At 44.5% G+C, this 24,309-nt stretch carries 19 protein-coding genes; 13 read left to right on the plus strand and 6 right to left on the minus strand.

The features are described 5' to 3' along the window. Positions 1-209: 209 nt before the first annotated feature. Entirely contained in the window at positions 210-665 is a 456-nt protein-coding gene (locus tag JHD44_RS18230; RefSeq protein ID WP_199464153.1) for a PA2169 family four-helix-bundle protein, read from the minus strand. 254 nt (positions 666-919) lie between these two features. Then, a complete protein-coding gene (locus JHD44_RS18235; RefSeq protein WP_199464154.1) occupies positions 920-2,248 on the minus strand; it encodes an aminotransferase class I/II-fold pyridoxal phosphate-dependent enzyme in 1,329 nt (442 codons plus the stop codon). 443 nt (positions 2,249-2,691) lie between these two features. Here JHD44_RS18235 and JHD44_RS18830 point away from each other — a divergent pair, with 443 nt between their 5' ends. The 9 genes from JHD44_RS18830 (at position 2,692) to JHD44_RS18275 (ending at position 13,950) form a co-directional block, all read left to right on the plus strand. After that, a complete protein-coding gene (locus tag JHD44_RS18830) occupies positions 2,692-3,096 on the plus strand; it encodes a TIGR01244 family sulfur transferase (protein WP_233402314.1) in 405 nt (134 codons plus the stop codon). A 14-nt stretch (positions 3,097-3,110) separates the two neighbouring features. Further along, the gene (locus JHD44_RS18240; RefSeq protein WP_233402316.1) at positions 3,111-4,364 is read left to right on the plus strand and encodes an NAD(P)/FAD-dependent oxidoreductase; all 1,254 of its coding nucleotides are present in this window, start codon (positions 3,111-3,113) and stop codon (positions 4,362-4,364) included. A 215-nt stretch (positions 4,365-4,579) separates the two neighbouring features. Further along, a complete protein-coding gene (locus JHD44_RS18245; protein ID WP_199464155.1) occupies positions 4,580-7,564 on the plus strand; it encodes an EAL domain-containing protein in 2,985 nt (994 codons plus the stop codon). Positions 7,565-7,577: 13 nt separating this feature from the next. Further along, positions 7,578-9,578: a biofilm regulation protein phosphatase SiaA gene (gene siaA / locus JHD44_RS18250; RefSeq protein ID WP_199464156.1), complete on the plus strand. Its 2,001-nt coding sequence runs from the start codon at positions 7,578-7,580 to the stop codon at positions 9,576-9,578. 1 nt (position 9,579) lies between these two features. Beyond that, positions 9,580-10,116, plus strand: a complete 537-nt coding sequence (siaB, locus tag JHD44_RS18255) for a biofilm regulation protein kinase SiaB (protein WP_199464157.1) — start codon at positions 9,580-9,582, stop codon at positions 10,114-10,116. Positions 10,117-10,126: 10 nt separating this feature from the next. Further along, positions 10,127-10,504 carry a biofilm regulation phosphoprotein SiaC gene (gene siaC, locus JHD44_RS18260; protein WP_199464158.1) on the plus strand — a complete coding sequence of 126 codons (378 nt, stop codon included), beginning with the start codon at positions 10,127-10,129 and terminating at the stop codon, positions 10,502-10,504. Beyond that, the gene (locus JHD44_RS18265; protein ID WP_199464159.1) at positions 10,501-11,280 is read left to right on the plus strand and encodes a diguanylate cyclase; all 780 of its coding nucleotides are present in this window, start codon (positions 10,501-10,503) and stop codon (positions 11,278-11,280) included. Before siaC ends, JHD44_RS18265 begins: the two co-directional genes overlap by 4 nt. Positions 11,281-11,409: 129 nt before the next feature. Further along, positions 11,410-13,275, plus strand: coding sequence for a DUF294 nucleotidyltransferase-like domain-containing protein (locus JHD44_RS18270; RefSeq protein WP_199464160.1), 1,866 nt, complete (start codon positions 11,410-11,412; stop codon positions 13,273-13,275). Then, positions 13,276-13,950: a 3'-5' exonuclease gene (locus JHD44_RS18275; RefSeq protein ID WP_199464161.1), complete on the plus strand. Its 675-nt coding sequence runs from the start codon at positions 13,276-13,278 to the stop codon at positions 13,948-13,950. A gap of 16 nt (positions 13,951-13,966) precedes the next feature. Here the strand turns inward: JHD44_RS18275 and JHD44_RS18280 are convergent, their stop codons facing one another. From JHD44_RS18280 to JHD44_RS18295, 4 genes are all read right to left on the minus strand, one after another. After that, on the minus strand, positions 13,967-14,767 hold the full coding sequence (locus JHD44_RS18280; RefSeq protein WP_199464162.1) for a UDP-2,3-diacylglucosamine diphosphatase: 801 nt from the start codon (positions 14,765-14,767) through the stop codon (positions 13,967-13,969). An 84-nt stretch (positions 14,768-14,851) separates the two neighbouring features. Beyond that, the gene (locus JHD44_RS18285; RefSeq protein WP_199464163.1) at positions 14,852-16,639 is read right to left on the minus strand and encodes a bifunctional diguanylate cyclase/phosphodiesterase; all 1,788 of its coding nucleotides are present in this window, start codon (positions 16,637-16,639) and stop codon (positions 14,852-14,854) included. 208 nt (positions 16,640-16,847) lie between these two features. Further along, positions 16,848-17,015, minus strand: a complete 168-nt coding sequence (locus JHD44_RS18290; RefSeq protein ID WP_199464164.1) for an RSP_7527 family protein — start codon at positions 17,013-17,015, stop codon at positions 16,848-16,850. Positions 17,016-17,128: 113 nt separating this feature from the next. After that, positions 17,129-17,986 (minus strand): helix-turn-helix domain-containing protein, encoded by an 858-nt coding sequence (locus JHD44_RS18295; RefSeq protein ID WP_199464165.1) that lies wholly within the window; start codon positions 17,984-17,986, stop codon positions 17,129-17,131. Positions 17,987-18,239: 253 nt separating this feature from the next. Between JHD44_RS18295 and pobA the strand changes: the two genes are divergently transcribed. The 4 genes from pobA to JHD44_RS18315 all read left to right on the plus strand — a co-directional run bounded on the left by pobA (position 18,240) and on the right by JHD44_RS18315 (position 22,616). Beyond that, positions 18,240-19,442 carry a 4-hydroxybenzoate 3-monooxygenase gene (pobA, locus tag JHD44_RS18300; RefSeq protein ID WP_199464166.1) on the plus strand — a complete coding sequence of 401 codons (1,203 nt, stop codon included), beginning with the start codon at positions 18,240-18,242 and terminating at the stop codon, positions 19,440-19,442. A gap of 254 nt (positions 19,443-19,696) precedes the next feature. Next, entirely contained in the window at positions 19,697-20,725 is a 1,029-nt protein-coding gene (locus tag JHD44_RS18305; protein ID WP_199464167.1) for a TRAP transporter substrate-binding protein, read from the plus strand. 98 nt (positions 20,726-20,823) lie between these two features. Then, positions 20,824-21,333, plus strand: a complete 510-nt coding sequence (locus tag JHD44_RS18310) for a TRAP transporter small permease (protein ID WP_199464168.1) — start codon at positions 20,824-20,826, stop codon at positions 21,331-21,333. Next, positions 21,330-22,616 (plus strand): TRAP transporter large permease, encoded by a 1,287-nt coding sequence (locus JHD44_RS18315; protein ID WP_199464169.1) that lies wholly within the window; start codon positions 21,330-21,332, stop codon positions 22,614-22,616. Before JHD44_RS18310 ends, JHD44_RS18315 begins: the two co-directional genes overlap by 4 nt. Positions 22,617-24,309: the final 1,693 nt, after the last annotated feature.

Below are 24,309 nucleotides of genomic sequence, written 5' to 3' on the forward strand. Positions count from 1 at the left end.
TCGTTGAAAAGGCGGTATTCTAGTAGAAAGGTATTCTGGTGACTAGCGCGAAACATGCGAATTTTAGACATTTTTACAGGGTATTTGCGGCAAAAATGCATCGAAGATGGCGAATCGTATTTTGTTAGTCGAATGTCTATTTTGATACAGAAAAACGACCTCGATAGAGGCCGTTTTTGCGATTCCACTAAAGCACTAACTAAAAGCCCTTAATGAGTTGTCATTTGCAGAGCTTTCATTTCATCATGACACTCTCGCATTCGAGCTTGGACCGCACGCAAAGCTCGCTCGCAGCCGGAAGGTTGATCGAGTTTGAGTGCCTCATCGAGCTCTTCGAGGACTTTGTCTTCGACCTCTTCTAGTTGGTCAACGTAAGTATGTTCGGTGGAGGCTTTAGTGACTTTATCCAACAATTTAGTATAAGCCTGACGTGCTTCCACCTCTAAATTAGAGCCTTCTTCAATATGGCCTTTCTCAGCAATCGCGAAAGGTTGTAATTCACTGACGGCGGCTTCTTTCGCCTCGATCATTTTGTTAAACATTCGTTCTACACGAGGGCTGTCTACTTCCTGTTTTGCTTTTTCGTAGAATTCAATACCACCATTCATGACTTTGATAATGTCCGCGACATGTTTCGTTTCAATTGCTTGTGTTTGGTTTTGCATCGTTCTCTCCTTTCATTCGTCCAATCTTAGTTAAGTCGAGAAGACGTTTCGCAACGTGTTGTTTATTAGATTTGATGATAAGGATTGAGTTTTCAAGCAAAATGGGATGACTGCACGCTTGCTTCACGTTAACTGTTCATTGTTCGCTTAATTGTCAGAAAAGCAGACAACTTGTCGTGGTTTATTGCGTTATTCAAAGTGAGGATTGTATAGAAAGGCTTCACTGAGTCAGTGAAGCCTTGGTCGATCTGGTGTTATCGAGGGAACCGCTTTTGAAAAGCCGCTAAGCGATTCTCAAGGTCTGTAAGTTGCTCGTCGCGAACTTGAGAGACACAAGCTCGTGCTCCATTAATCTGCTTGGAACCAGTATTAGCCAAAGAAATAGCGCTAATGCCATGGTAAAGCAGTGCAGTTAGTAGTTCATCACCGCTCATATCTGGGTAGGCAAAGGTGAAGTAAAAACCATCACTCAGTGGCTCGCCATTGTCGTTGTCATAGACGATTTCAAAACCGTGTTCGACGAAGAGCTGTTTCATTTTTGCGGCGCGGGCTTCATATACTTTCGTCATGTTTAGGAACGGAAGTGTGCCATCGTTAGCCGCTTTCAACATTGCAGCCAAACCATATTGCGTAGAATGCGTTACGCCTGAAGACAAACCGTGTAACGCACCAAAGACCATGGCTTTACCAAATTGCTCATTACCCAGTGTTGCTTTAAGTGTTGGGAAGCTGCGCTTAAATAAGGCCTCTGAGATCACCATGCTGCCAATGCGTTGGCCCGCATAACTGAAAACTTTAGAGCTAGAGATTAGCAGCGCATACTGATCTGTGTAGTGCGCAATCGATGGTTGATAAGGCGCTTCTCCAGGAACAGAGTAGTCTGAACGGTAATCCATGCCGAAGTAAGCTAAATCTTCGATTACGATCACATCGTATTTTTTTGTCACTTCAGCAATGATTTGGAGTTCTTGATGATCAAAACAAATCCAAGCGGGGTTGTTCGGATTAGAATACAGTAAGGTAGTGTACTGACCAGTAGATAGGTGCTCTTCTAGCGCGTCACGAAGGGCCTCTCCTCGGTAATTATACACATCAAAACTGCCCCAACTTTGGTTGATCATGGCTAGCTGGCGTTTTTGATTAGGAAAACCTGGGTCAATAAATAACGTTCCGCCTTGCTCACGAATGCGGTTCCCGACTAAAAACATAGCAAGCGCACCTTGAGCTGCACCCACAGTAGGGAAGCAGGTCTCAGGCGTTATGTTTACGTTTAGGAACTGTTTGCAGAAACGACTGATTTCCTGCTTTAAGCTAGGCACGCCTTCAATCATCGGGTACTTAGAACCAACACCATTACGTAAGGCTTCGGCTTCTGCTGCAATACCTATTTCTGGGGCTGGAAGGCCTGGAACACCCATTTCCATTCGAATGTAGTGTTCGCCTGTACCTTGTTCAATTTTGTTAACCAGCGAGACGAGCTCTCGAATGCCCGCTTTTGCCATGGAAGGAATTCCAGCTTCAGTAATTGCGTTAAAGACTGTTTCTGAGTGAATGGGTGTATCGGCATAAGGTGCGTGTGACATAAGGCTCTTTTCTTACTTTAGTGATGACTTTTTGAGCCTATCGCTAAATGAAATCAGAGGGGAATAGTTTCTTTTTAGAGTGGCTATAGTAACAACAGGTAGTCGAAAAAAATCGCAATTCAAAAGAAAAGGATTTATTCATAAGTATCTGAAATATATATGTTTAATATAGATTTAAAATGTGTAGAAGCAAGCTTGTTATGATATTTAAGTATGAAAGAGATACAAAAAATCGTGACAAAGGGAAGCATGTTTGGATGCACGCTAAGTGTTAGAGAGCGGTCCAATGATTGAAAAGATTTGTAGTCCTAGTTGTGAAACTGGTGCGGAATGCTCTAATATGTAGATTAATAAAGTTATAAGTATATATCAAAAAGTAATTAAAAGTATTTGTTTGGTGTATATTTGACCTAAAAATATGAGAGACCTTACCGGAGCCTTCAATGAAACCTATTACAGACTCTTTTTATGTTTCAGAACAAATCACAGTGGCTGATATTCCTGCACTGGCTAAAGCAGGGGTGGCACATTTAATCTGTAATCGTCCTGATCTGGAAGCTGAAGGCCAACCATTGAGTAAAGATATTCAAATGGCGGCTGAACAGAACGGCATGACATTTACCTTTCAACCCATTACTCCTGGTCAATTCAGTGAGGCATCGGTAGCTGAATTTAAAGCGTCTCTACCTAAACAAGGCAAAACGCTAGCATTTTGTCGAACAGGCACTCGTAGCCTTTCGTTATGGGTCTTATCAAATCCAGAACACAAAACTCGTGCTGATTTGCTGCAATTGAGTGAAACCGCAGGTTACAACATGACTGCTCTCATTGATCGCGTACAAGAATAATAAGGAGAATAATGATGCAAAACTTTCAACATGAAGTCGTGATTGTTGGTGCTGGTGCCGGAGGTGTAGCGGTTGCAGCCAGTTTGTTAAAACGCAGAGCAAACTTAAGTATCGCGCTGATCGATCCAGCGCAAGAACATTCGTACCAGCCAGGTTGGACTTTAGTGGGTGGGGGCGTGTTTAAACAAGCACAAACCCGTCGCCCGATGTCTTCAGTGATTCCTGATGGTGTAACACACTACTCTGTGGCTGCTGCAACATTTCAGCCAGATGAAAAGTGTGTCACGTTAGCTGACGGTAAAGTCATTTCCTACAATGTGTTAGTGGTCTCACCAGGCCTCAAGCTAAACTGGGAAGCGATTCCAGGTCTCAAAGAAACGTTGGGTAAAAATGGTGTTACTTCGAATTATCAGTGGGAAACGGCTCCATATACTTGGCAAAATGTACAACAATTGAAGAAAGGGAAGGCGATTTTTACGCAGCCACCAATGCCTATAAAATGTGCTGGCGCGCCACAAAAAGCCATGTATTTGTCGTGCAGTGAATGGTTAAGTCAAGGGGTGCTGGGTGATATTGACGTAGAGTTCTGTAATGCTGGCGGTGTGCTATTCGGTGTGGCGGATTACGTGCCAGCATTAATGTCCTACATCGAGAAGTATGGAATAGAGTTAAACCTTGGCCAAACACTAGTTGCTGTTGACGGTGAAAATCAAATCGCAACCTTTGAGATCACTAACGCTGCTGGCGAAAAAGAGTGTATTGAAAAGACCTTTGATATGCTTCATGTCTGCCCACCACAATGTGCATTGGATTTTATAAAGAATAGTCCGCTCGCAGACGAAGCAGGATGGGTTGATGTATATCCAGATACGCTTCAACATAAGAAATATAATAACGTTTTTGGTTTAGGGGATGGCACGAACACACCTAATGCTAAAACCGCTGCGGCGGCCAGAGCGCAGGCTCCTGTTGTAGCCGAAAATGTATTATCCGTTTTAGTTCAGCAACAGCCTCGTGCGTTGTATGACGGCTATGGCTCTTGTCCATTGACCGTAGAGCGCGGCAAAATCGTTTTAGCTGAGTTTGTATACGGCGGTAAAGTTAAGCCAAGCTTTCCAAATTGGCTGATTGATGGCACTAAACCTTCTTACTTAGCTTGGTTGTTGAAAGAGAAAAGTTTGCCGTGGGTATACTGGGACGGAATGCTTAAAGGGCGTGAGTGGTTAGTATCACCAAAGATTGCCTCCACACCTCCAGTTCGAAGTTAAGTCAATGTAAGGGTCATCTAGTATAAAATTAGGTGGCCTTTAATCGGATGTTGGATAGCATGATGACTTGCATCTCTTTCAACCTTCGTTTTATAAGTTATATTAATAAATCTAAATACCTTGATTCTGCGGTTAGGAGTGGTTTACTAATCTGCTATTATTAGCAGTACGTTTATATAAGTATTTCTTTTCAGGCTTAGAGACAATTATCCATCATGAGTGATTCTCCTCAGAACAAAACGAGCCGACGCACCTTTATTGCAAGTGCGATGACTTTTTTCGTTGTTTTTTTGATTGGTATTTCGCTCTCATTTGCTTGGCAGAGTCAGCACAAAGCCATTCACAAGGCTCAAGCTGAAGCGATTGGGCATACTTATGCTTCTCAGTTACGTAGTGTGCTTGACCACAATCTGTCAGGTATCTATTCCCTTGCGGCTTTAATTCATGAGTTTGGTGGCTTTACTCGCTGGTTTCCACAAGTCGCGCAATCGCTGCATCGTATTTATCCAGAGGTTAACCATTTTGCCTTGTCGCCAAATGGGGTCGTTGAGCAAGTCTATCCACTTGAAGGGAATGAGCAGGCTCTAGGCTTTAATCAACTTACTGATATCGAGCAAGGTACTGATGCGTGGATGACATTGCAGCAGCAAAAACTGTTGTTATCCGGTCCTGTTAACCTTGTTCAAGGTGGGCAAGGACTGGTTGCCCGCTACCCTGTGACGTTAGAGGACAGAGATGGGGGCGCTGAACAGTTTTGGGGGTTTAGTAATGTTGTTATTCGGCTCGAGGCATTATTAAAGACCGCCCAGCTCGAAAAGTTAACTGAGCAGGGCTATGCCTATAAGCTCGATCGAGTAGACCTTGATACGCCCGTTACGATTGCGAGCTCTCCAATGGCCGAGCTTTCTGAGCCAATAAAGGTTGATATGAGATTGCCGGGTGTTCGTTGGCAACTGACATTAGCACCAGAAGAGGGATGGCTTCCGGCTCATTTATTTATTGTAAATGGGATTATTTGTTTTGCGCTCGCGGTTGTGGTCGCTCGATTTGTGTTTATGGCACTGCGCATAAAAGAACAAAAAGAATTGTTAACAGTTCTGTTAACGGAACAAACAGAAGTAGCCCATGCATCTGATAGCCGCTTGACGAGTACATTGCAGGCGATTCCTGATCCATTGTTGGAAATCCGTAGTGATGGGTTGGTTCTCAATGCACGAATGCCCAATTATGAATTTGATCTGAATGCTTTTTTTTCCATTGGTGAATCATACAAAAAGCACCTGCCGCAATCTGTGGTTGAGGTGTTTGAGCATGTTTTTAAAGAAGCCAAACAGTCGCAGACTTTCAATCATCGCGGTGCTTTGTTTAGCTTGGAGACAAGTAATGAGTCCCTTCATTGGTTTGAAATGTCAGTGGTGTTTCAGCCGTTAAAATGGGAACAAGGCAAACAAGGTCACTTTGTGGTGTTATTGAGGGATGTAACCGTTAGGCAAGAGTCTGATACACAGCTACGTATTGCTGCCACGGCCTTTGAAACGCAAGATGGTATCTTAATAAGTGACCAACACAATCGCATTATTCGTGTAAATAAAGCATTTCAAACCTTATCAGGTTATAGCGAGGCCGAAGTTATTGGTAAAACGCCTGCTATTCTTCAATCTGGTCGACATGATAATAGCTTTTATGAAGCCATGTTTGAGCAGCTTAATAGAAAAGGTGCTTGGGAAGGAGAGGTTTGGAACCGTCGGAAAGATGGTGATATTTACCCAGAATGGCTCAGCATTTCAACAGTGCTTGATTATAAAGGGCAAATTAGCCATTACGTTGCAACATTTAAAGATATCTCTGAGCGCAAAGCCTCAGAACGTCAAATTAGACAACTACATTACTATGACAGCCTGACTCGTCTAGCAAATAAAACGCTGATGCTAGAAGAGATGTCTTATTTTATACATGAAAGCAGCATGTGCCAGAGGCAAGGTGTTGTGTTGTTTATAGACCTAGACCATTTTAAAGATGTTAACGATGTGTGGGGACACAACATTGGTGACCAACTATTGCAGCAAGTCGCAGCGCGCCTTACGGAAGCAACACATAAGCAGGATTTAGTCGCTCGTTTTGGCGGGGATGAATTTTTGATTCTGTTGGAACCTATAGATATCTCCCGTAATGAAAACAGAGCCATTTATCGAGCAAGTCATGTTGCAGAAAAAATAGAACACGAGTTTGATCGCCCTTTATCCATTAATGATGTGGAATATCAAGTATCGGCAAGTATTGGGGTTGCGGTCTTTGGTGAGCAGTGCTCTGAGCCACTAGACGTGATCAAGCAGGCTGAACTCGCCATGTATGAGGCCAAAGCTTTAGGGCGTTCAAGACATTGTTTTTACCAATCTGATATGCAAGAACGTGTATTGGAGCGAGTGCAACTAGAGAATGACTTGCGACAAGCGATTGTCAATGATGAGCTGATTTTATACGTGCAACCACAGTGGGATTCAAATAAGCGCATGGTTGGTGCTGAAGCACTGTTACGTTGGCGTCACCCCGAACGAGGCATGGTGTCTCCTGCCACGTTTATCCCGATCGCAGAAGAAACACGTTTGATTCTTCCTATAGGTGAGTGGGTCTTGAGAACGGCCTGCCAATGGTTGTCAGAATGGCATCATGATGCGGATATGTCTGGCTTTATCCTTTCTGTTAATGTCAGTGCGGTGCAATTTTCTCAAGAAGATTTTGTGGCGCAGGTTCAAGCCATTTTAGAGGAATACGATGCACCAGCCGAAGCTCTTCAGCTTGAGTTAACTGAGAGTATGTTGGCGCACGACCAGCAAGATATCATTACCAAGATGAGTACCCTTAAAGCACTCGGTGTATTAATCTCTCTAGATGACTTTGGAACAGGTTATTCATCTTTAAGCTACTTACATCGCTTACCCATTGATCAGTTGAAGATTGACCAATCCTTTGTTGCAAATATAGAACAAGGGTCTAAAAACGAATCTTTGGCTGAATCCATCATAAGTTTGGGGCATAACCTTGGCATGGAGGTCATTGCAGAGGGGGTGGAAACAGAAGAGCAATTTGAATGGCTTGAAAAACGCAGCTGTGATTTGTTCCAAGGTTTTGGGCTAGCGAAGCCCATGCTTATGTCTGAGCTGTTAGAAAGATATAAACATGATATGCATTCATTAAAATGATAGGACATGACGTTTGGCGCGATGGGGATTAAGGTGGAAATCACTGCTTGTGTTGGTGTTTGCTGGGGTTCTGGCCAGCTTGATAGCTCTGACACTTGGTTGGTATGTCGTAGCAGAAGGGCGTCAATATTCTGCAAAAGCCTTTGCTGAGAACTATACCGAATTAAATTATCAAAAAATTCTTGCTCCGATGTCTCGAGAGCTGGCGCTTGCTCGTCGCTTCGCAGAGTTGGGCTCTTTGCGGAACTGGTTTTTACAGCCTAACAATAAAACTCTCGAAGACTCCGCACTTGAAGATGTTCGAGCATTTAAATCTGCTTTTGAGGATGGTGCAATATTCTTTGCATCTGACAAAAGCCTCAACTACTACTATTACGACAACCAGCTACCTGTTGATGGTGAGCCTCAATACCACCTCGATCCAAATGTTAGCTCAAATGATTGGTACTTCTTAAGCAGGCAGCAGGAACAACCTTACAATATAAATGTTGATCTCAGCGAACAGCTACACAAAACAAAGATCTGGATTAATGTTCTCATCAAAGATAAACAAGAGTTTTTGGGTATTGCGGGAACAGGGTTTGAGCTAGGCAGATTCATAGAAACGTTTGCGACATCGCCTCAACCTGGCGTTCAGCCCTTTGTCATCAATGCCGATACATTGAAAATAGAGGCCCATTCTAATCAAGAATTAGTTGCAGTTGGAGGTATCGCTAGTCGTCATGAAGAGGATGCGACTATTTTGAGCCTCGTAACAGACCCTGATAGTGTTAAACAAGCTGTTCTTGAAGCCAAACAACAGCAACATGTTGTGACGTTGAAAGTCGTCATCAAGGGAGAGCCTTATATTTTAGCTTTGCGCTATATGCCAGACTTAAATTGGTTGGTGGCGACGAGTGTAAACTTAAACGAAGTCCGGCTTCTAAACACTGATTTGATTATGGCCGTAGGGATAGTGTTTGCCATATTACTCGCCCTTGTACTTATTCTATTTGGCTTTGCCGTGGATCGGCTTGTGCTGCAGCCTTTAAGACAACTGCAGCAATCAGCTAAAGCCATCTCACAAGGCTCTTATGAAGTTCGTTTACCGATAAAATATGATGATGAAATCGGTGATTTAAGTCGCACGTTTAATGTGATGGCACAGCAAGTTGCCAGCCATACTGCTGAACTTGAGTTGCGTGTCAAAGCGCGCACGTTGGAGCTTGAGGAGACGAACGAACAAATTAAAGCCGCCAATCGTAAGATTGGTGATTCTTTAGATTACGCAAGTCTAATACAGAAAGCGATTTTACCCGATAGACAAATGCAAGAATTCCTAGGAGAACATCACAGTGTTGTGTGGCGCCCAAGGGATATCGTTGGAGGAGACTTTTATGTCTTTCATACCAATGATGAAGGTTGTTTATTGGGCATTGTCGACTGTGCGGGACATGGAGTGCCTGGCGCTTTGATGACCATGCTAATGCGCGCCGCGATTGATCAGGCGATTAATCAATTAGGCATTGCTGATCCTGCCAAGCTGCTTCTTGCAATTGATCAAACGGTACGCTCGATGTTGCACGAAGGTAATGATGCTTCTCAGGTCGCAACCAATGCGGATGTGGGTTTGGTCTATATTCATCAAGCAGGCGAAACGCTTCGTTTTAGCGGCGCTAAAATTGCTCTCTATGCCAGTGATGGTCAAACAGTAGAAAAATTCTCTTCTGGTCGAAGGGCTGTTGGGGATAGGAAACAAGGTGACTATGCTAACCTTGATTTACCTTTATCAGGATGGACCTTCTACATGACAACGGATGGCTATTTAGATCAAGCTGGTGGAGAAAAGCAATTTGGCTTTGGCAATAAGCGCTTTGAAACATTATTGTTAGAGAACGCAAAACATCCTTTAGCGCAACAGACAACTCGATTTGCTGAGGCGCTTGATGACTATATGGGAGACTTGCCTCAACGTGATGACATCACTTTGCTGTCATTTCGTTTTGAACAAGGACTTCATGAGAAGAAGGTGTAGTATGTTGGTATCTGATCTCTATGAGTTACGTGAGCGCTTTGATAATGAGAAAATCTTGCTGTGTTTCAATGGCCCTATTTCTCGAAGTCTTATAGAAGAAATCGGCAATGCTCTGCGTAATTACTTGAAGACGGAGCAAGCCTCTCCAGCGTCTGCTTTAGATGTGTTTGCTGTATATATTGAGTTAACTCAAAATATTCGTCATTATGCCGTGAAGTCTAAATTAGTCGGTGCCGATATGGGGACCGTCGTCGTGAGTTTTCGTGATAGTCATTATCACATTTCATCTGGCAACTTAGTTAGGTACGAAGACGGGGAGTCGGTGTTAAAAGCGGTTCAGTCTTTAGATGGCTTAGATAAAATTGAGCTGAAAAAACGTTATAAAGATCAGTTACGTAAGCCACGTGAAGAAGATGCGGTAACCGGTGCAGGTCTTGGTTTAATTGATATGGCCCGTAAAGCAACGGCTCCTGTACAAGCGTCATTGAAAAGCCTGGAAAATGGCTTGGGCTATTTAAGCTTAAGTGTTCAAATTTGAGTAAATATGTATGAATGATATAAAAATTGTCTCTACCCAATCGACACCACTTATTGAAACGGATAGTACGCGTGGTGTTATTTATATGGAGGGCGATTCGTATCCAGAGAACTCATTTGAGTTTTACTCTGATTTGGTGAAATGGGTCTCTCACTATCTTAAAGAAAGTGAACGTCCTTTAGTCGTAGAGTTAGCATTACTATACCTTAATACAAGTAGCATCAAAGTTATGATGGATATCTTTGATGAGTTAGAAGAAGCCCATCAAGTAGGTCGAGAAATCACCGTAAACTGGCGCTATGATGTGGATAATGAGCGAGTGGCAGAATTGGCTGAAGAGTTTAAGGAAGATTGCAGCTTTAGTTTCAATATTATAGGTCAAGAATGAAGTCTGATATCAAAGCGTTGGAGCAACGTGTACTGAGTGCATTATCTGATAATCAGAATCTAGAGCATCCTTTGTACGATGTGTTGAATGAGCTCTGGCAATATAACCAAAGCCAATGGGCGCGTATTGAGCAGATGATTCGAGTTTCAGATTCGTATCAGGATATGATTATTCAACGTGAGAAGACGTTGGGAGAGCGCTTTGATAAACACCTTAGACAGTTAGAAAAAATTACACGCATTTCCGATCGCTACCAAACGGCATTACGCGAGGCTAATCTAGAGCTTGAGCAGGCGTCCTATATGGATGCACTGACAGGGTTGCCGAACCGAAGAAAGATGCTAAGACGCTTAAAAACTGAGTATGAAATGCGTCCAGAGTCCCTTTGCCTTGCCATGATTGATATTGACCATTTTAAGCAAATCAATGATGAGTTTGGTCATTTGATAGGAGATGACGTTCTTGTCTCGGTGGGGAATTTGATCGAGCATACTGTGGGCGAGCTAGGTCATATTGCTCGATGGGGTGGAGAGGAGTTTCTAGTCATTTTCTCTCAAGTAGAAGAGCAGGAAGTGGAGAGGTGTCTTGAACAGCTAACACGTGTTATTCGTGATGCTCGTTTCGATAGCGGAGACGACGTACGGATTCGTACATCTATCAGTGTTGGCAAATCTCATTACCAACAAGGAGATACAATTGATAGCCTTATCACGCGTGCTGATAATGCTCTGTATCGCGCAAAGAATACTGGGCGTGATCGGGTTGTGTTTGATTAACACACGCCTATGACGTTTTAATTGCCCTAGATCGTCATACCTTAGTCTAAATTCCAGAGTTGAGGTAGTCAGTTTCCTTATGTCGTCGTATCTTTAAGGGATAACAATAAGACTGGGGATATACGGCTTATGGCTGCCATCGACATTCCAGAAGTGCTCAAGTTTATTGATAGCACACCTCCATTTTCGAGTTTAACTCAAATACAGCAAAAGCAACTATTGACTGGAGTGGGGCTAACCTATGCTCGTCAAGGTGAGAAGCTCTCTCTTCACGGTGAGCACGCGACACTGCATCTCATACGCAGAGGAGCCTGTGAGATACGCTCTGCTCAAGGCGGTTTGGTTGACAAGCTGGCGGATGGCGATTGTTTTGGCGTGTCGACCGTTTTAGAACAAAATCCAGATGGCCTTCAAGTTATTGTTTTAGAAGACAGCCTCATCTATCGATTTCAAAAAAATGGTTTCCAAAGTCTGCTACAAGAGGACGAAGATTTCGCATTATTCTTTGCGCATACTCGCAGTAGTCGTCTTAGAAAGCTATCTCGCGCTCATGCAACGGACTTAGCCACTCCAGCATTACAACTCTCGACTCCTATTAGCCAAATTATGGCGCGAACCCTAATCAGTGCAAACATTCAAGATACTGTACAACAAGCCGCAACCGTCATGACAGAAGCTCGGGTGAGCTCAATACTCGTGCTAGAGCAGAATAAGCTTGCGGGCATTGTCACGGATCGAGACTTACGTTCAAGGGTCTTGGCGGTGGGGGCATCAGCGGAACTGCCTCTGCATGAGATCATGACGCATAATCCTGCCACCATTGATGAGCACAGCCTAGTTATGCATGCGCAAACGCTGATGAGTGAGAAGAATATCCACCACCTTCCAGTAGTGAGTAAAGAAGGTATACCTGTTGGGATGATCACTGCGGCCGATTTGTTGCGTCACCAAGAGCTGAGTCCATTGTTGTTGATTAATCAGATCAATCGTCAATCAGATGTGGCTTCCCTCAAACAGGTCTGCGCCCAGCTAAATACGTTGATCGTTAATCTGATACTAACGGATATGAAAACAACGGACATTGGCAGTGTTATTGCGGCCATCAGTGATAGTTTGACGCGTCGCTTACTGGAACTGGGAATTGATAAGTTCGGTCCAGCACCCTTTCCATTTCACTTTCTAGTCTTTGGCTCGCAGGCCCGTAAAGATCAATCTCTTGGTAGTGACCAAGATAACGGCATGATGCTCTCACGAACTCCCAATGAGAAAGAAACACAGTACTTCGCGGAATTAGCAACATTTGTCTGTGAAGGTTTAGCCCAGTGCGGTATTCGCACGTGTCCTGGGGACATTATGGCGTCCAACCCTAAGTGGCGTATGACCCAAGATGGTTGGCAACAGGCGTTTGCTAACTGGGTTGAAGCCAGTTCTCCGTCAGCCTTACTCAACGCAAGCATTTTCTTTGATATTCGCTGTGTTTACGGGGATGCAGAACCTGTACAAGAAGTGATTGAAACGATGCAGGCACGGGTGGCGAAATCCTCACTGTTCTTAGCGACGTTAACGCGAGCTGCCACTGTCTCAAAGCCGCCTTTAGGATTTTTCAGAAATTTCCTACTGGAATCATCTGGTGAACACAAACATCAACTGGATCTTAAACATCAGGGGCTGGCGCTAATTAATGACTTAGCTCGAATATATGGCCTAGGTTGTCAGCGCTATCGTATTAGTACGAAAGAGCGCCTAGAGCAGGCCGCAAGAGAAAAGTTAATGGGACTTGATATTGCACGCAATCTTATCGATGCATGGGAGGAGCTAAATGAATTGCGCTTACAGGCGCAACGTCAACATTGGCAACACTCCGGTGAACCAAGTGCCTACTTAGATCCTAGTGAGTTGAGCTCTCTAGAGAGAAAGCATCTTAAATCAACGTTTGCCACGATAGCAGATGGGCAGACAGCCGCCCTGCAGCGTTTTGCCAGAGGGTATGCATAAATGCCAAAACGCCTCCTGAACACATTTGAACGTTGGCGTTCTCAGCGTGATCGAAAAAACCAGCCATGGTATGAACATTCTTACTTTGTATTAGATATGGAAACAACAGGACTTGATCCAAAGACCCACCAAGTTGTAAGTCTAGGTTGGGTGCTGGTAGAGCAAGGTACGATACAGCTGGATACAGCGCAGCACCTATTGCTGGACTCGGCCCAGATTGATGATGTCAGTGTGGGTATTCACATGATCACTGATCGAGATGTTTTAGAGCAAGGCCGGCGTCATGCCAGTGTATTACGATATTTACGGCAAATTATGAAGGATAAAGTGCTGGTCGTGCATTACTCGCCACTGGAATTGGGCTTTCTAAAATCTCTGTGGCGAACGCAGCCTATGCCAGCTCTGTCTTTTGAGTGGATAGATACGATGCAAATAGAGGTGCAGAGACGAGCCAGAGCACAAGAAGTCATTGCTGAAGGTGGCTTTCGTCTTCCTGCATGTCGAGAGCGCTATGGGTTGCCAGATTATCAAGGTCACGATGCGCTGACTGACGCTATGGCGACCGCGGAGTTACTGTTAGCTCAGGCGGCGCACTACAATCACCATGACCCCAGCTTGCAGGAACTTATCAAGCTTGGGGGTGGACGTATGCGTCTATCATCGACAGAGAAGTAGAGCGATAATCCCAGCCTTAAGCCACTGCTGGATTGGTGGCGTCTAAGGTCTCATGCTCTGGCTCCTGAGCCAACCAGCATGGGTTTTCTGACCAATGGAGTAATTGCAAGATCCCCGACTCATGCTCAACTAAGGCGGTACAGTGCTCAACCCAATCGCCATCGTTGCAATACAGTACATCGTCCTCTCTCTGAAAACGTGCAAAATGTATATGGCCGCCAATATAGCCGTCGAGTTTCTTATTTCGAGCTGTTTTAAGTGCTGCATTCTCAAAACGGGTGATAAATTCTTGAGCCTTGCTGACATGTTGTTTTAGAAATCCAGCGAAAGACCAGTAGGGCAAACCAAACATTCTACGAGCACGATTGATATAGCGGTTGAGGGCCAACATCAGTCCATGGGCTTTATCGCCAATGGCGAGCATAATAGGGCTAACCTTCACCATTTGATCGAACTCATCACCATGACTGACTAGAAACTGGCGTCCATCTGCTGTTGTATGAATAGCTTGGCGTTGTAGCGCGACTCCCGAAATGGATTGTCCACAGAACTGCCGAAAAAAAGCATCGTGATTACCTGGGATATAAATTACGTTGGTGCCGAGCTGAGCCATGTCTAAGAGACGACGTATTACCTGTTGTTGGGCATGATTAAAATAAGCGCGTTTACGCATTTCAATCAGGTCAAATATGTCACCCACTAAATAGAGCGAATCAGTTTGGATGTTGTTGAGAAAATCCAGTAAGTGCTCGGCTTGGCAAGATTTGGTACCAAGGTGAACATCGGATATAAAGACTGCTCGAAATTGGGTGTTCATATTTAGCGTCCTCTTCAAATAGTCTTATCAGGCTAGAGGTTTAAGGTGACGCTTTTGTGAAGTCTACGTGTCGAAATGATGAGATTAACTGCAGCAGCGCTCTTGATCGTCGTGGCTACTCTCATCATAGTAGTATTGATAAGGCTGCTGATAAATTTGGTTACCGCCGCGCTCTTTAGCCGACTTTTTCGCTTGTGCCGCCAGCTCAGCGACAAAATGGTGACTGTCACACACTTTCGGATTAGGGTTTACAACGCCAACAGCAAGACTCAGAATTTCAAAGAACTTATGTTCACCATCACGGTTTTTACTCCAAATACCACCTTCTCTCAATTCACCTTCATCGTAAAACGTCGTCACTTCATTGGAAAATCGATCTAAGATGATTTGACATTGTTGGCACCAATTTTCGTCGTTAAAGATGACAACAAAATCATCGCCGCCAACATGGCCAATAAAGTTCTCTTCGGCGCTAACCACGTTTCTCAATATGCTACCAACCAGTTGAATAATGGCATCGCCTTTTGCATAGCCATAGTAATCATTAAAGGGTTTGAAGTTGTTGAGATCAAAATAGGCAACATAGAAGTCTTGTTCTGCTTGCAAGCGTCGATTGATCTCATGATTAATCGGTACATTCCCTGGCAGAAGTGTTAGTGGATTCGAGTAAGTCGCATTCTGAATTTTAAGCTCAGTTATACGCTTTAGAAGGTCTTTTAGATGGCCAATGCCTAGATATTGACCGCCTTTCACGATTAAGATTTCATTATTGAGCAAATCGGCATCTTGGTCCGTAAGCATTGCTGAAACACTAGCTAAAGAAACGGTGCTTTCTACAATTAACACTTCTGTTGATGTAATGGATAGAGCGGGTTTGTTTTCATAGAGTGCTCGTCCATAAGGTGTAGAGAAAAGCTCATGTAAGGCGTGACGACGGATAATGCCAACAGGTTTACCACTTTCTAGGACGGGTAATGCGAAAACATCTTTGTTTTGCTTAAAAAGTTGCGCAACATCTATTAAAGGTCGTGCACTTTCAATAAATATAGATTGACGACATAGCGTTTGAACGGTTTCACCATGTTGATTGTGAAAACGGCGGCGTAGCGATGCTTGGGTAATAAGATAAGGGTGAGCTTGGGTCTTTGGCGATAAGTTGGGGCGCTGTAAGAAGAACCCTTGTCCATATTTGACACCAAGTTCAAGCAACTGATCGAGTTCTTGTTGCTGTTCGATGCCTTCGGCAATCAAAGAGCAGCGTAAACGCTGGGCAATATTAATGATAGAGCGAACAAACTCTCGTTTGACCTGGTCACGGTCAATGCCTTCGATAAAGTGCTTGTCTAGTTTGACGATGTTTGGCCGCAGCTCAGACCATAAGCGCAATCCTGAGTAACCAGCGCCTAAATCATCGATAGCGACCTGAAAGCCCATTTGTCGGTAGTGTTCAACACTTTGATGAGATAGGCCATTTTGATCATAAGGATGTTGCTCTGAAAGCTCGATGACGATATTCCTTTGGCTAATGCCTAGCTCTTTTAGAATATTAAGTGTCATACCTTTCTGGTGATCAGGAGAACTTAAGAGTGAAGCACTAACGTTAAGGAAAAGCATGCCAGGAAGTTCTAACTCGGTGAAACGAGAAATGGCTCGCTCACGGCATAGCAACTCTAGTTCATGAAGTCGCCCCTGCTCCTGTGCAAATGGAAATAATACATCCGGTGCAAACAGTTCAGTATTTTGAGGTCCTCGAGACAGCGCTTCATAACCATAAATATGGCCTGACGTCAGATCATAGATTGGCTGGAATAGAGGAGTGATTAATCCCTCGACCAAAATCTGATTCAATAACGCTACGTTGTCTGACTGCATAAGCACATAACTACCATGTTAATTTCTTTTAAGGTAATGATATGAATGATTGATGACAGTTTTATGACGAGCTTACAGGGCTAGATAAAGGAAAAAGAAGAGAGAAGTTTGGGGGTATTAGTTGGGATGAAAGGGTCGTTATCCTGATCGTCTTTTTGTTTTTGCTTTGCGATCAGTAACGAACACTGGACTAGGCCAGCAGAGGTGCTTAGTGAGCTGGGTTGCCCTGAAGCGTTGTTGCGCGGTTGTTTGACTTAAATGCAGATTTGATGCGAGCAACAAATGCTTTCATGGAAGCGGCAACGTATGCACGGCGAAGTTCGTAAGCGCGTTCAACGTAGTATTCAGTGTCTAAATTGTCGATTGAGTTGTTCATAATGTTCTCCGATGGAATGTCTTTCGATGGTTGAATAATAAACAGCCTCAGGAGATTAAACAAACGATCAATTTTCAGTTGATAGTTGAAATTAATTCATCAATCGAGTTGTCTCATGCTTCAATGCTTTTTCTAAATTGCGCAGGGGTTCTCTCTTCCAGTCTCTTAAAAAACCGCGAAAAGTAACCTGGGTCTTTAAATCCTAAATCGTAAGCAATCTCTTCTACAGATTTCTGTGTATAAATCAGATTACGTTTGGCCTCTCTTAGTAAATACTCGTGCGTTAGTTGTAAAACACTTTTTCCATAGGCTTTTTGAACCAACCTGCTTAAGGTTTTTTCTGAGATGTTCATCGCCAAAGCATAATCGGATAGCTTCCAGTGCTCTTTTAGATGCTGATTAACGAGTAACCTTAAGCGCTGTAAAGCGAGATCTTCAGGTGTTTGTGACGTATTACGTACCCCTGAATGATGGCGCTCGATATACACTAAAATGCCATTTAGTAAATGCTCAATTAAGGTGTTTTTAAGAGGCTTTACCTGATGGAATTCATGCTCTAGTAAAGTGAGCAACTGCCATAAATGATGAAACTCTTCAGGTTCTGAATTTAAATGGATGCAATCCGGTGTTTGAATAAACGCCGCATTCAGATACTCCCTTTCCAATAACGAATCGGCAATGGATAACACTCGTCCATCTGTGTTGGGGGCAAAGCGAAAGCTGTGTACCGTTCCTGGGGGAATGAGTATGGCCCAACATCCCTCAAGAAAGCGCTTCTCTGAATCCATCTGTAACTGCACTGAGCCACTATTGAGCAACAAGATCTGCGTAAGTTGCGTATGTTGATGGGCTTTGATGTGCCAGCCAAGGCTACTACTGCGTGCAGCAATGTCTTCGATATGAACAAAGTCTGGGTTATCTAACCAACGACCTTCACCGTACAAAGCAAATTGCGGTATTGAATCATTCATGGCGATTTTTGTATTTTTACTGAAAAATGAATGTCGATCTCAAAAACTAATATAGCTTATAAAATTGAATAAATAACCACTATTTTCTATAAATTCGAGTATTTATGTTAGTAAAGTATTCATTTTTATGAACTTATTATTTGTCCTAAAAGTACAATTTTAAGTCCAAAAAGTTCCTGATCTTTTGTCTTGTCTTTGACCATTATTATGTCATATCAGCAACAACGAACAAAAATAAGACAGGTATACGATCATGAAAACACAAGTGGCAATCATCGGTGCAGGACCATCCGGTTTATTACTAGGACAACTGCTGGCGAAACAAGGTATCGACAACATTATCGTTGAGCGAGTCAGTGGTGAATACGTGTTAGGGCGTATTCGTGCGGGTGTCTTGGAACAAGGGATGGTGGATCTGCTGCGTGAAGCAGGAGTGTCGGAGCGTATGGATGCTGAAGGTGAAGTGCATACTGGCGTCGAGCTGGCGTTTAACGATAAGCGAGTACGCATCGCGCTGGATGAACTTACCGGCGGCGATACCGTAATGGTATATGGACAAACAGAAGTCACGCGTGATCTGATGGCGGCACGTGAAGCGGCAGGCTTGGCCACAGTATACGAAGCCTCTGATGTCGAGCTACATGATGTGAAGACCGACTCACCGTATGTCACCTTTAACAAAAATGGTGAGAGTATTCGCTTAGACTGCGACTACATTGCGGGCTGTGATGGTTTTCACGGCGTTTCTCGTAAAACCATTCCTGATGACGTTAAAACAGAGCATGAGCGAGTATATCCATTTGGTTGGTTAGGGTTACTGTCTGATACCAAACCTGCACATGATGAGTTGATCTACTGTAAAACAGACCGTGGTTTCGCGCTCGCCAGCATGCGTTCACCGACCCGTTCTCGTTATTACATCCAAGTGCCTTTGACAGACAAAGTGGAAAACTGGAGTGACGAAGCGTTTTGGGAAGAATTAAAACGTCGCTTACCAGCGGACGTAGCCGCTACGATGGAAACTGGCCCTAGCATTGAAAAAAGTATTGCGCCATTGCGTTCGTTTGTCTGTGAACCGATGCAGTACGGACATCTTTTCTTGGTGGGAGATGCTGCCCACATCGTTCCGCCTACCGGTGCTAAAGGCTTGAACTTGGCTGCATCGGATGTGGCAACTCTCTATAAAATTTTAACTCGAGTATATAAAGACGGCGATAAAGAATGCATCACGCAGTATTCGCAAGTTTGTTTGCGTCGTGTCTGGCACGGAGAACGTTTTTCATGGTGGATGACTAACATGATGCACGACTTTGGGCAGGTAGAGGTCAATGGTACGGACTCTCAAACTTTCTCCCGATTTATGGAATCTGAACTAAACTTTTACACAGAAAATGAGTCGGGCCGAAGAGTGATTGCACAGCAATATGTTGGATTACCTTACGAAGAGATTAAGTAACGCATCGTTTCCTAGAGTGAACAAAAGGGCCTTTCTTTAAAAGAAATGGCCTTTTTGTTTTTTTATTACATTAAAAAACAATGGCTTAATATGCATTTTTCGTTTCAGATATGCATAAAATAAAAAACTGCATTCCTTTTTTTCAATATCAGAGTGGATTATTTAATTATCAATACTGGATACTGATTGATAAGTTTGTTTCTCTCATGATGAAAACTAAAAAACAGTAATAACAATTAACTTGGAGCGTCATTATGAAAACAATAATAAAGCATACGGCCGTCGCAGCGATTGCCACAACAGCCTTGATGCAAGCAAATGTGCAGGCTGCAGATTACACATTGCGTTTTGCGCACTTCTTCCCAGCCGTGGCTGGGCAGCAAAAAGACATTTTTGATAAGTGGGCAGAAGCGATTGAAACGCAATCTAATGGTCGCATTGAAGTCGAAATGTACCCATCCTCCACACTGGCTAAGCCACCGGCATTGTACGATGCTGCCAAAAACCGTATTGCGGATGTGGTAGTAACAGTACAAGGTTACACTGCCAACCGTTTCCCACTGACTCAAGTGGTTGAACTTCCTGGTATTGTGAACAGTGCCGCACAAGGCTCTTGTATCCTGCAAAGCATTTATGACGAAGGTTTCTTAGATAAAGAGTACCGTGAGACAAAACCTCTGTTCCTATTTACTCACGGGCCAGGTGGTATCCACACCACTGAAAAAGAAATTAACTCTCCAGAAGATTTAGAAGGGCTGCGTATTCGTCGTCCAACAGCCGTGGTGGCTAAGATCCTTGAAGGTCTAGGTGCGCAGCCTGTTGGTATGCCAGCGCCGGACGCTTACCAGTCTACGCAACGTGGCGTTATCGATGGTGTGTCACTTCCTTGGGAAGGCCAATACACGTTCCGACTAAACGAACTGACGCCGCATCATACCGAAGTAGGTGGTTTGTACACCTTGTCGTTCATCGCAACCATGAACAAATCTTTCTACAACAAACTTCCAGCGGATTTGAAGAAAGTCATCGATGACAACACCGGTATGGACTGGGCGAAAATCGCTGCCGCATCGTTCGACCGTTTGGACGCTGAAGGTCGTAAGCAAGCTCTTGAAATGGGTCACAAAATTAACGTGATCGAAGGCGGTGCTGAAAACCCACGTTGGAAGCCTGTTCTGTATCAAGCAACGGAAGATTACTTGAACGAATTGGAAAAGAAACGTCTACCAGCACACAAAGTTTATGCTCGTGCAGTAGAACTTAGCCAATCAACATGTCAGTAAGCTGATATGCTGACAAGGTGACGCCGAAGGCGTCACCTGCTTTCAATGGCCTAGTATCATTGAAATATCCTAGGCTGTTGCTTTGATCGGAGTTAATTATGAAATCACTTTCTCGTGTATTAGGTAGAATTACCCTATTAATGCACTGGATTGGTGGCGTCTTCTTGATTGGTATGATGCTTTCTACCTTGCTAGACGTTATCACGCGAGGGCTATTTTCCCTCACGGATGGAGCCTTAGATTGGACGTTTATCGGTGGCGTAGAGCTGGTGAAATACTGCCTACTGTTCACAGTCCTATTCATTTTACCGCACTCAGTGAGCCGCTCTCAGGTGATTGTGGACCTGTTCACGGATCATTTTAGTGACCGCAAAAAGAACTTATTTGAAGCCTTCTACCTGCTTTGTTTCGCTTTTCTTGGCGGTGCAATGAGCTATAGCTTCTTCCATCTTATTGATGAAGCTGCGATGAGCTATGAAACCACGCAAGACTTACTCATTCCGATGACGTATTTCTATTCCGTAGCAACCTTTGCCACAGCAATGTTATGTATTTCTGCTGCCATGGGTGCCATTGAACTTATTTTCAATAGGAAGCAATCAGCATGAGTACCACCGCAATCGGCTTAACTTGTATCGCCATCATGTTGGTGATGATCGCCTTTCGTGCCCCGATCGCCCTAAGCATGGCGGCCATGGGCTTTATCGGCTTTGGCTCAATCGTCGCATTCGATCCTGCGATTTCGATCTTGGGCACAGGGCCATTTGAAACTTTATCAAACTACAGCTTTAGCCCCGTTCCCATGTTCATCTTGATGGGGGTATTTGCTTCCAAAGCAGGTATGTCTCAAGAGCTGTTCACCGGTGCTCGGACATTGTTCGGTAGTTGGCGTGGTGGTATGGGCCTTGCGGCCGTGACCTCATGTGGCATTTTCTCGGCTATCTCAGGATCATCTATGGCGACAGCGGCGAGTATGTCTCGCGTGGCGTTACCAGAGATGGAGAAAAATGGTTACGCGCCGACGTTAGCGACAGGTACCTTAGCGGCAGGTGGTACGTTGGGGATCATGATCCCGCCTTCCATTGCCTTACTACTTTATGCACTGATTACCGAGCAATCGGTCGGTGATATGTTTATTGCGGGCGTTATCCCAGGTTTGCTTGGGTTGGTACTCTACGGGGTAACGGTCGCAGTTTTAGTTATTGTTTACCCCAATATTGCGCAACCAGGGGAAGCGACGACTCTGAAACAAAAGCTTATTGGCTTGAAAGGGTTAATACCATTTACTGGGGTATTCTTATTCATCATTGGTGGTATTTACTCAGGCTGGTTTACGCCAACGGAAGCGGCTGCTGTAGGTGCGGCAGCAACTTGGTTGATCGCAACCGTACGTGGCATGAACTTCGAGAAGTTCCTAGAAGCCATCCAGGAAACATTAGTGATGTCTGCCATGATCTTCTTCATGATCATCGGTGCAGAAATCTTTGGTTACTTCCTATCGGTATCACGTATTTCCTTCACTCTAGTCGAGTGGGTGGATGCTCTTCAACTGACGCCATACATGGTGCTGTTCTGCATCCTGATACTGTTTGTCTTGCTTGGCTGTGTCATGGACAGTATTGCCATGCTATTGCTTACCGTGCCTGTGGTGTATCCATTGGTAGAAGCAGCAGGCTTCGACCCAATTTGGTTTGGTATCATTGCCGTGATTACAGTAGAACTGGGCTTGATTACCCCACCAGTGGGTATGAACGTATTCGTGATCAAATCCGTGGCGCCACATATTTCCATCGGCGATATGTATAAAGGGGTATTGCCCTTTGTTATCTCCGACTTGGTACGCTTAGCTATGATTATAGCCTTCCCAGCGCTTGCAGTTGGGCTGCTATAGCAAAGATAAGTAAAGTGTTGAGTGACAAAAGCGCTGTGGTGAAAGCCACGGCGCTTTTTGCTTTTAAGAGGCTCTGCGAGATTAGAGCTGCCTAAAAAGTTTTCAACAGAGAGTGAAAATCAGAGAACGTGCCGCGAACTGTGAATAACTAGCAGGCTTTTCAACAGCTCTATCCTCTAACAGCTACTTATTCATAAACTGTTGCAAAAACAGCAAACCGATCATCCCCATACAAGCGAGATAAATCACCATCCAACGCATCTTTAAACAATAGGGGCAAGGTTTACGCTTCTTCTTCGACATACGTTTCCTACTCAGACCGATTACGTCTCAACATTCATCACCCCAACGATGTTAACAACTTGCTCCACCCGATACCATCTCCCATGCCTGCAACCCCAGCCCTTGTAGGACCGCGCTGCGCGCGGGAACAACCTAGCATCCTAGGCGACAACCAGCATTGACCCCAGCCCTTGTAGGACTGCGCTTTGCGCGGGAACAACCTCGCATCCTAGGTAGCAATCAGAATCAACCCAAGCCCCTGTAGGACTGCGCTGCGCGCGGGAACAGCCTAGCACCCTTAGCAGTAACCAGAGTTAACCCCAGTCCTTGTGGGCAAGATAGCTTCCATGCAATTCAATTCGCTTGCGTATCTCTCGGCTCGTTCCTCCCCTCGACCGTCAGCGCGAATCAAACGCATGAAAGCTTTATCAGACAGGAATTCATTTTTGTACGACCCGATTGCATCGGGGGGGAGATCCCGCATCCTAGGCAGCAACTAGAATCAACTCCAGTCCTTGTAGGACTGCGCTGCGCGCGGGATCAACCTCGCATCCTCTGCAGCAACCATTATTAACCCCAGCCCTTGTGGGTAAAAGGAGCCGTCATGTAATTCAATAAAATTAAAAAGCGCGCGAATCAAACGCATGAAATCTCTGTCATGTCCGAAGCTATTGGAAACACCGTAGAAATAAGACCCTTGTACGACCCGATTGCATCGGGGAGAGATCCCGCAACCTAGGCAGCAACCAGAATCAACCCAAGCCCCTGTAGGACTGCGCTGCGCGCGGGAACAACCTAGCATCCTAGGCAGCAACCAGAATCAACCCCAGTCTTTATGGATAATAGGGGCTTCCATGCAATTCAATTCGCTTGCGTATCTCTCGGCTCGTTCCTCCCCTCGACCGTCAGCGCGAATCAAACGCATGAAAGCTTTATCAGGCAGGAATTCATTTTTGTACGACCCGATTGCATCGGGGGGGAGATCCCGCATCCTAGGCAGCAACCAGAATCAACCCCAACCCTTGTAGGACTGCGCTGTGCGCGGGAACAACCTAGCAGCCTCTGCAGCAATAAGCTTTGCCTGATTGCTGCAGGCTGGAGCTTCCATGCAATCCAATAAAATTAAAAAGCGCGCGAATCAAGCACATCAAATCTATGTCATGTCATAAGCCATTGGAAACATCTTAGTAATGGCTTACTCTTTAACTATTGCTGTCACGGATGACGGAAAGCCTCACCTTCCATCCTTCCCTGATATGCGCGGTTATTCGACAAAACGAGCATGCTCGTTTGTCTCTATAACAAGAGGATTGTCCTGAATGGTTTTCTCTTATAAGTCATTTAGTTAGCTTCAATTGTGAAGAGTAACCTAGACAGAATAACGAGCACGCACGGTTTATTGTATAAACGC

Origin of the sequence: Marinomonas ostreistagni, from assembly GCF_016461785.1 — a bacterium.
Taxonomy (GTDB): domain Bacteria; phylum Pseudomonadota; class Gammaproteobacteria; order Pseudomonadales; family Marinomonadaceae; genus Marinomonas; species Marinomonas ostreistagni_A.

Excerpts from the sequence above, each read along its gene's own strand:
- JHD44_RS18315 (WP_199464169.1), top strand. The coding sequence starts at position 21,330 with ATGAGTACCACCGCAATCGGCTTAACTTGTATCGCCATCATGTTGGTG.
- JHD44_RS18235 (WP_199464154.1), bottom strand. The coding sequence starts at position 2,248 with ATGTCACACGCACCTTATGCCGATACACCCATTCACTCAGAAACAGTC.
- JHD44_RS18240 (WP_233402316.1), top strand. The coding sequence starts at position 3,111 with ATGCAAAACTTTCAACATGAAGTCGTGATTGTTGGTGCTGGTGCCGGA.
- JHD44_RS18295 (WP_199464165.1), bottom strand. The coding sequence starts at position 17,986 with ATGAATGATTCAATACCGCAATTTGCTTTGTACGGTGAAGGTCGTTGG.
- JHD44_RS18290 (WP_199464164.1), bottom strand. The coding sequence starts at position 17,015 with ATGAACAACTCAATCGACAATTTAGACACTGAATACTACGTTGAACGC.
- JHD44_RS18230 (WP_199464153.1), bottom strand. The coding sequence starts at position 665 with ATGCAAAACCAAACACAAGCAATTGAAACGAAACATGTCGCGGACATT.
- JHD44_RS18245 (WP_199464155.1), top strand. The coding sequence starts at position 4,580 with ATGAGTGATTCTCCTCAGAACAAAACGAGCCGACGCACCTTTATTGCA.
- siaB (WP_199464157.1), top strand. The coding sequence starts at position 9,580 with ATGTTGGTATCTGATCTCTATGAGTTACGTGAGCGCTTTGATAATGAG.
- JHD44_RS18830 (WP_233402314.1), top strand. The coding sequence starts at position 2,692 with ATGAAACCTATTACAGACTCTTTTTATGTTTCAGAACAAATCACAGTG.
- siaC (WP_199464158.1), top strand. The coding sequence starts at position 10,127 with ATGAATGATATAAAAATTGTCTCTACCCAATCGACACCACTTATTGAA.
- JHD44_RS18285 (WP_199464163.1), bottom strand. The coding sequence starts at position 16,639 with ATGCAGTCAGACAACGTAGCGTTATTGAATCAGATTTTGGTCGAGGGA.
- JHD44_RS18280 (WP_199464162.1), bottom strand. The coding sequence starts at position 14,767 with ATGAACACCCAATTTCGAGCAGTCTTTATATCCGATGTTCACCTTGGT.
- JHD44_RS18310 (WP_199464168.1), top strand. The coding sequence starts at position 20,824 with ATGAAATCACTTTCTCGTGTATTAGGTAGAATTACCCTATTAATGCAC.
- JHD44_RS18265 (WP_199464159.1), top strand. The coding sequence starts at position 10,501 with ATGAAGTCTGATATCAAAGCGTTGGAGCAACGTGTACTGAGTGCATTA.
- pobA (WP_199464166.1), top strand. The coding sequence starts at position 18,240 with ATGAAAACACAAGTGGCAATCATCGGTGCAGGACCATCCGGTTTATTA.
- JHD44_RS18275 (WP_199464161.1), top strand. The coding sequence starts at position 13,276 with ATGCCAAAACGCCTCCTGAACACATTTGAACGTTGGCGTTCTCAGCGT.
- JHD44_RS18270 (WP_199464160.1), top strand. The coding sequence starts at position 11,410 with ATGGCTGCCATCGACATTCCAGAAGTGCTCAAGTTTATTGATAGCACA.
- JHD44_RS18305 (WP_199464167.1), top strand. The coding sequence starts at position 19,697 with ATGAAAACAATAATAAAGCATACGGCCGTCGCAGCGATTGCCACAACA.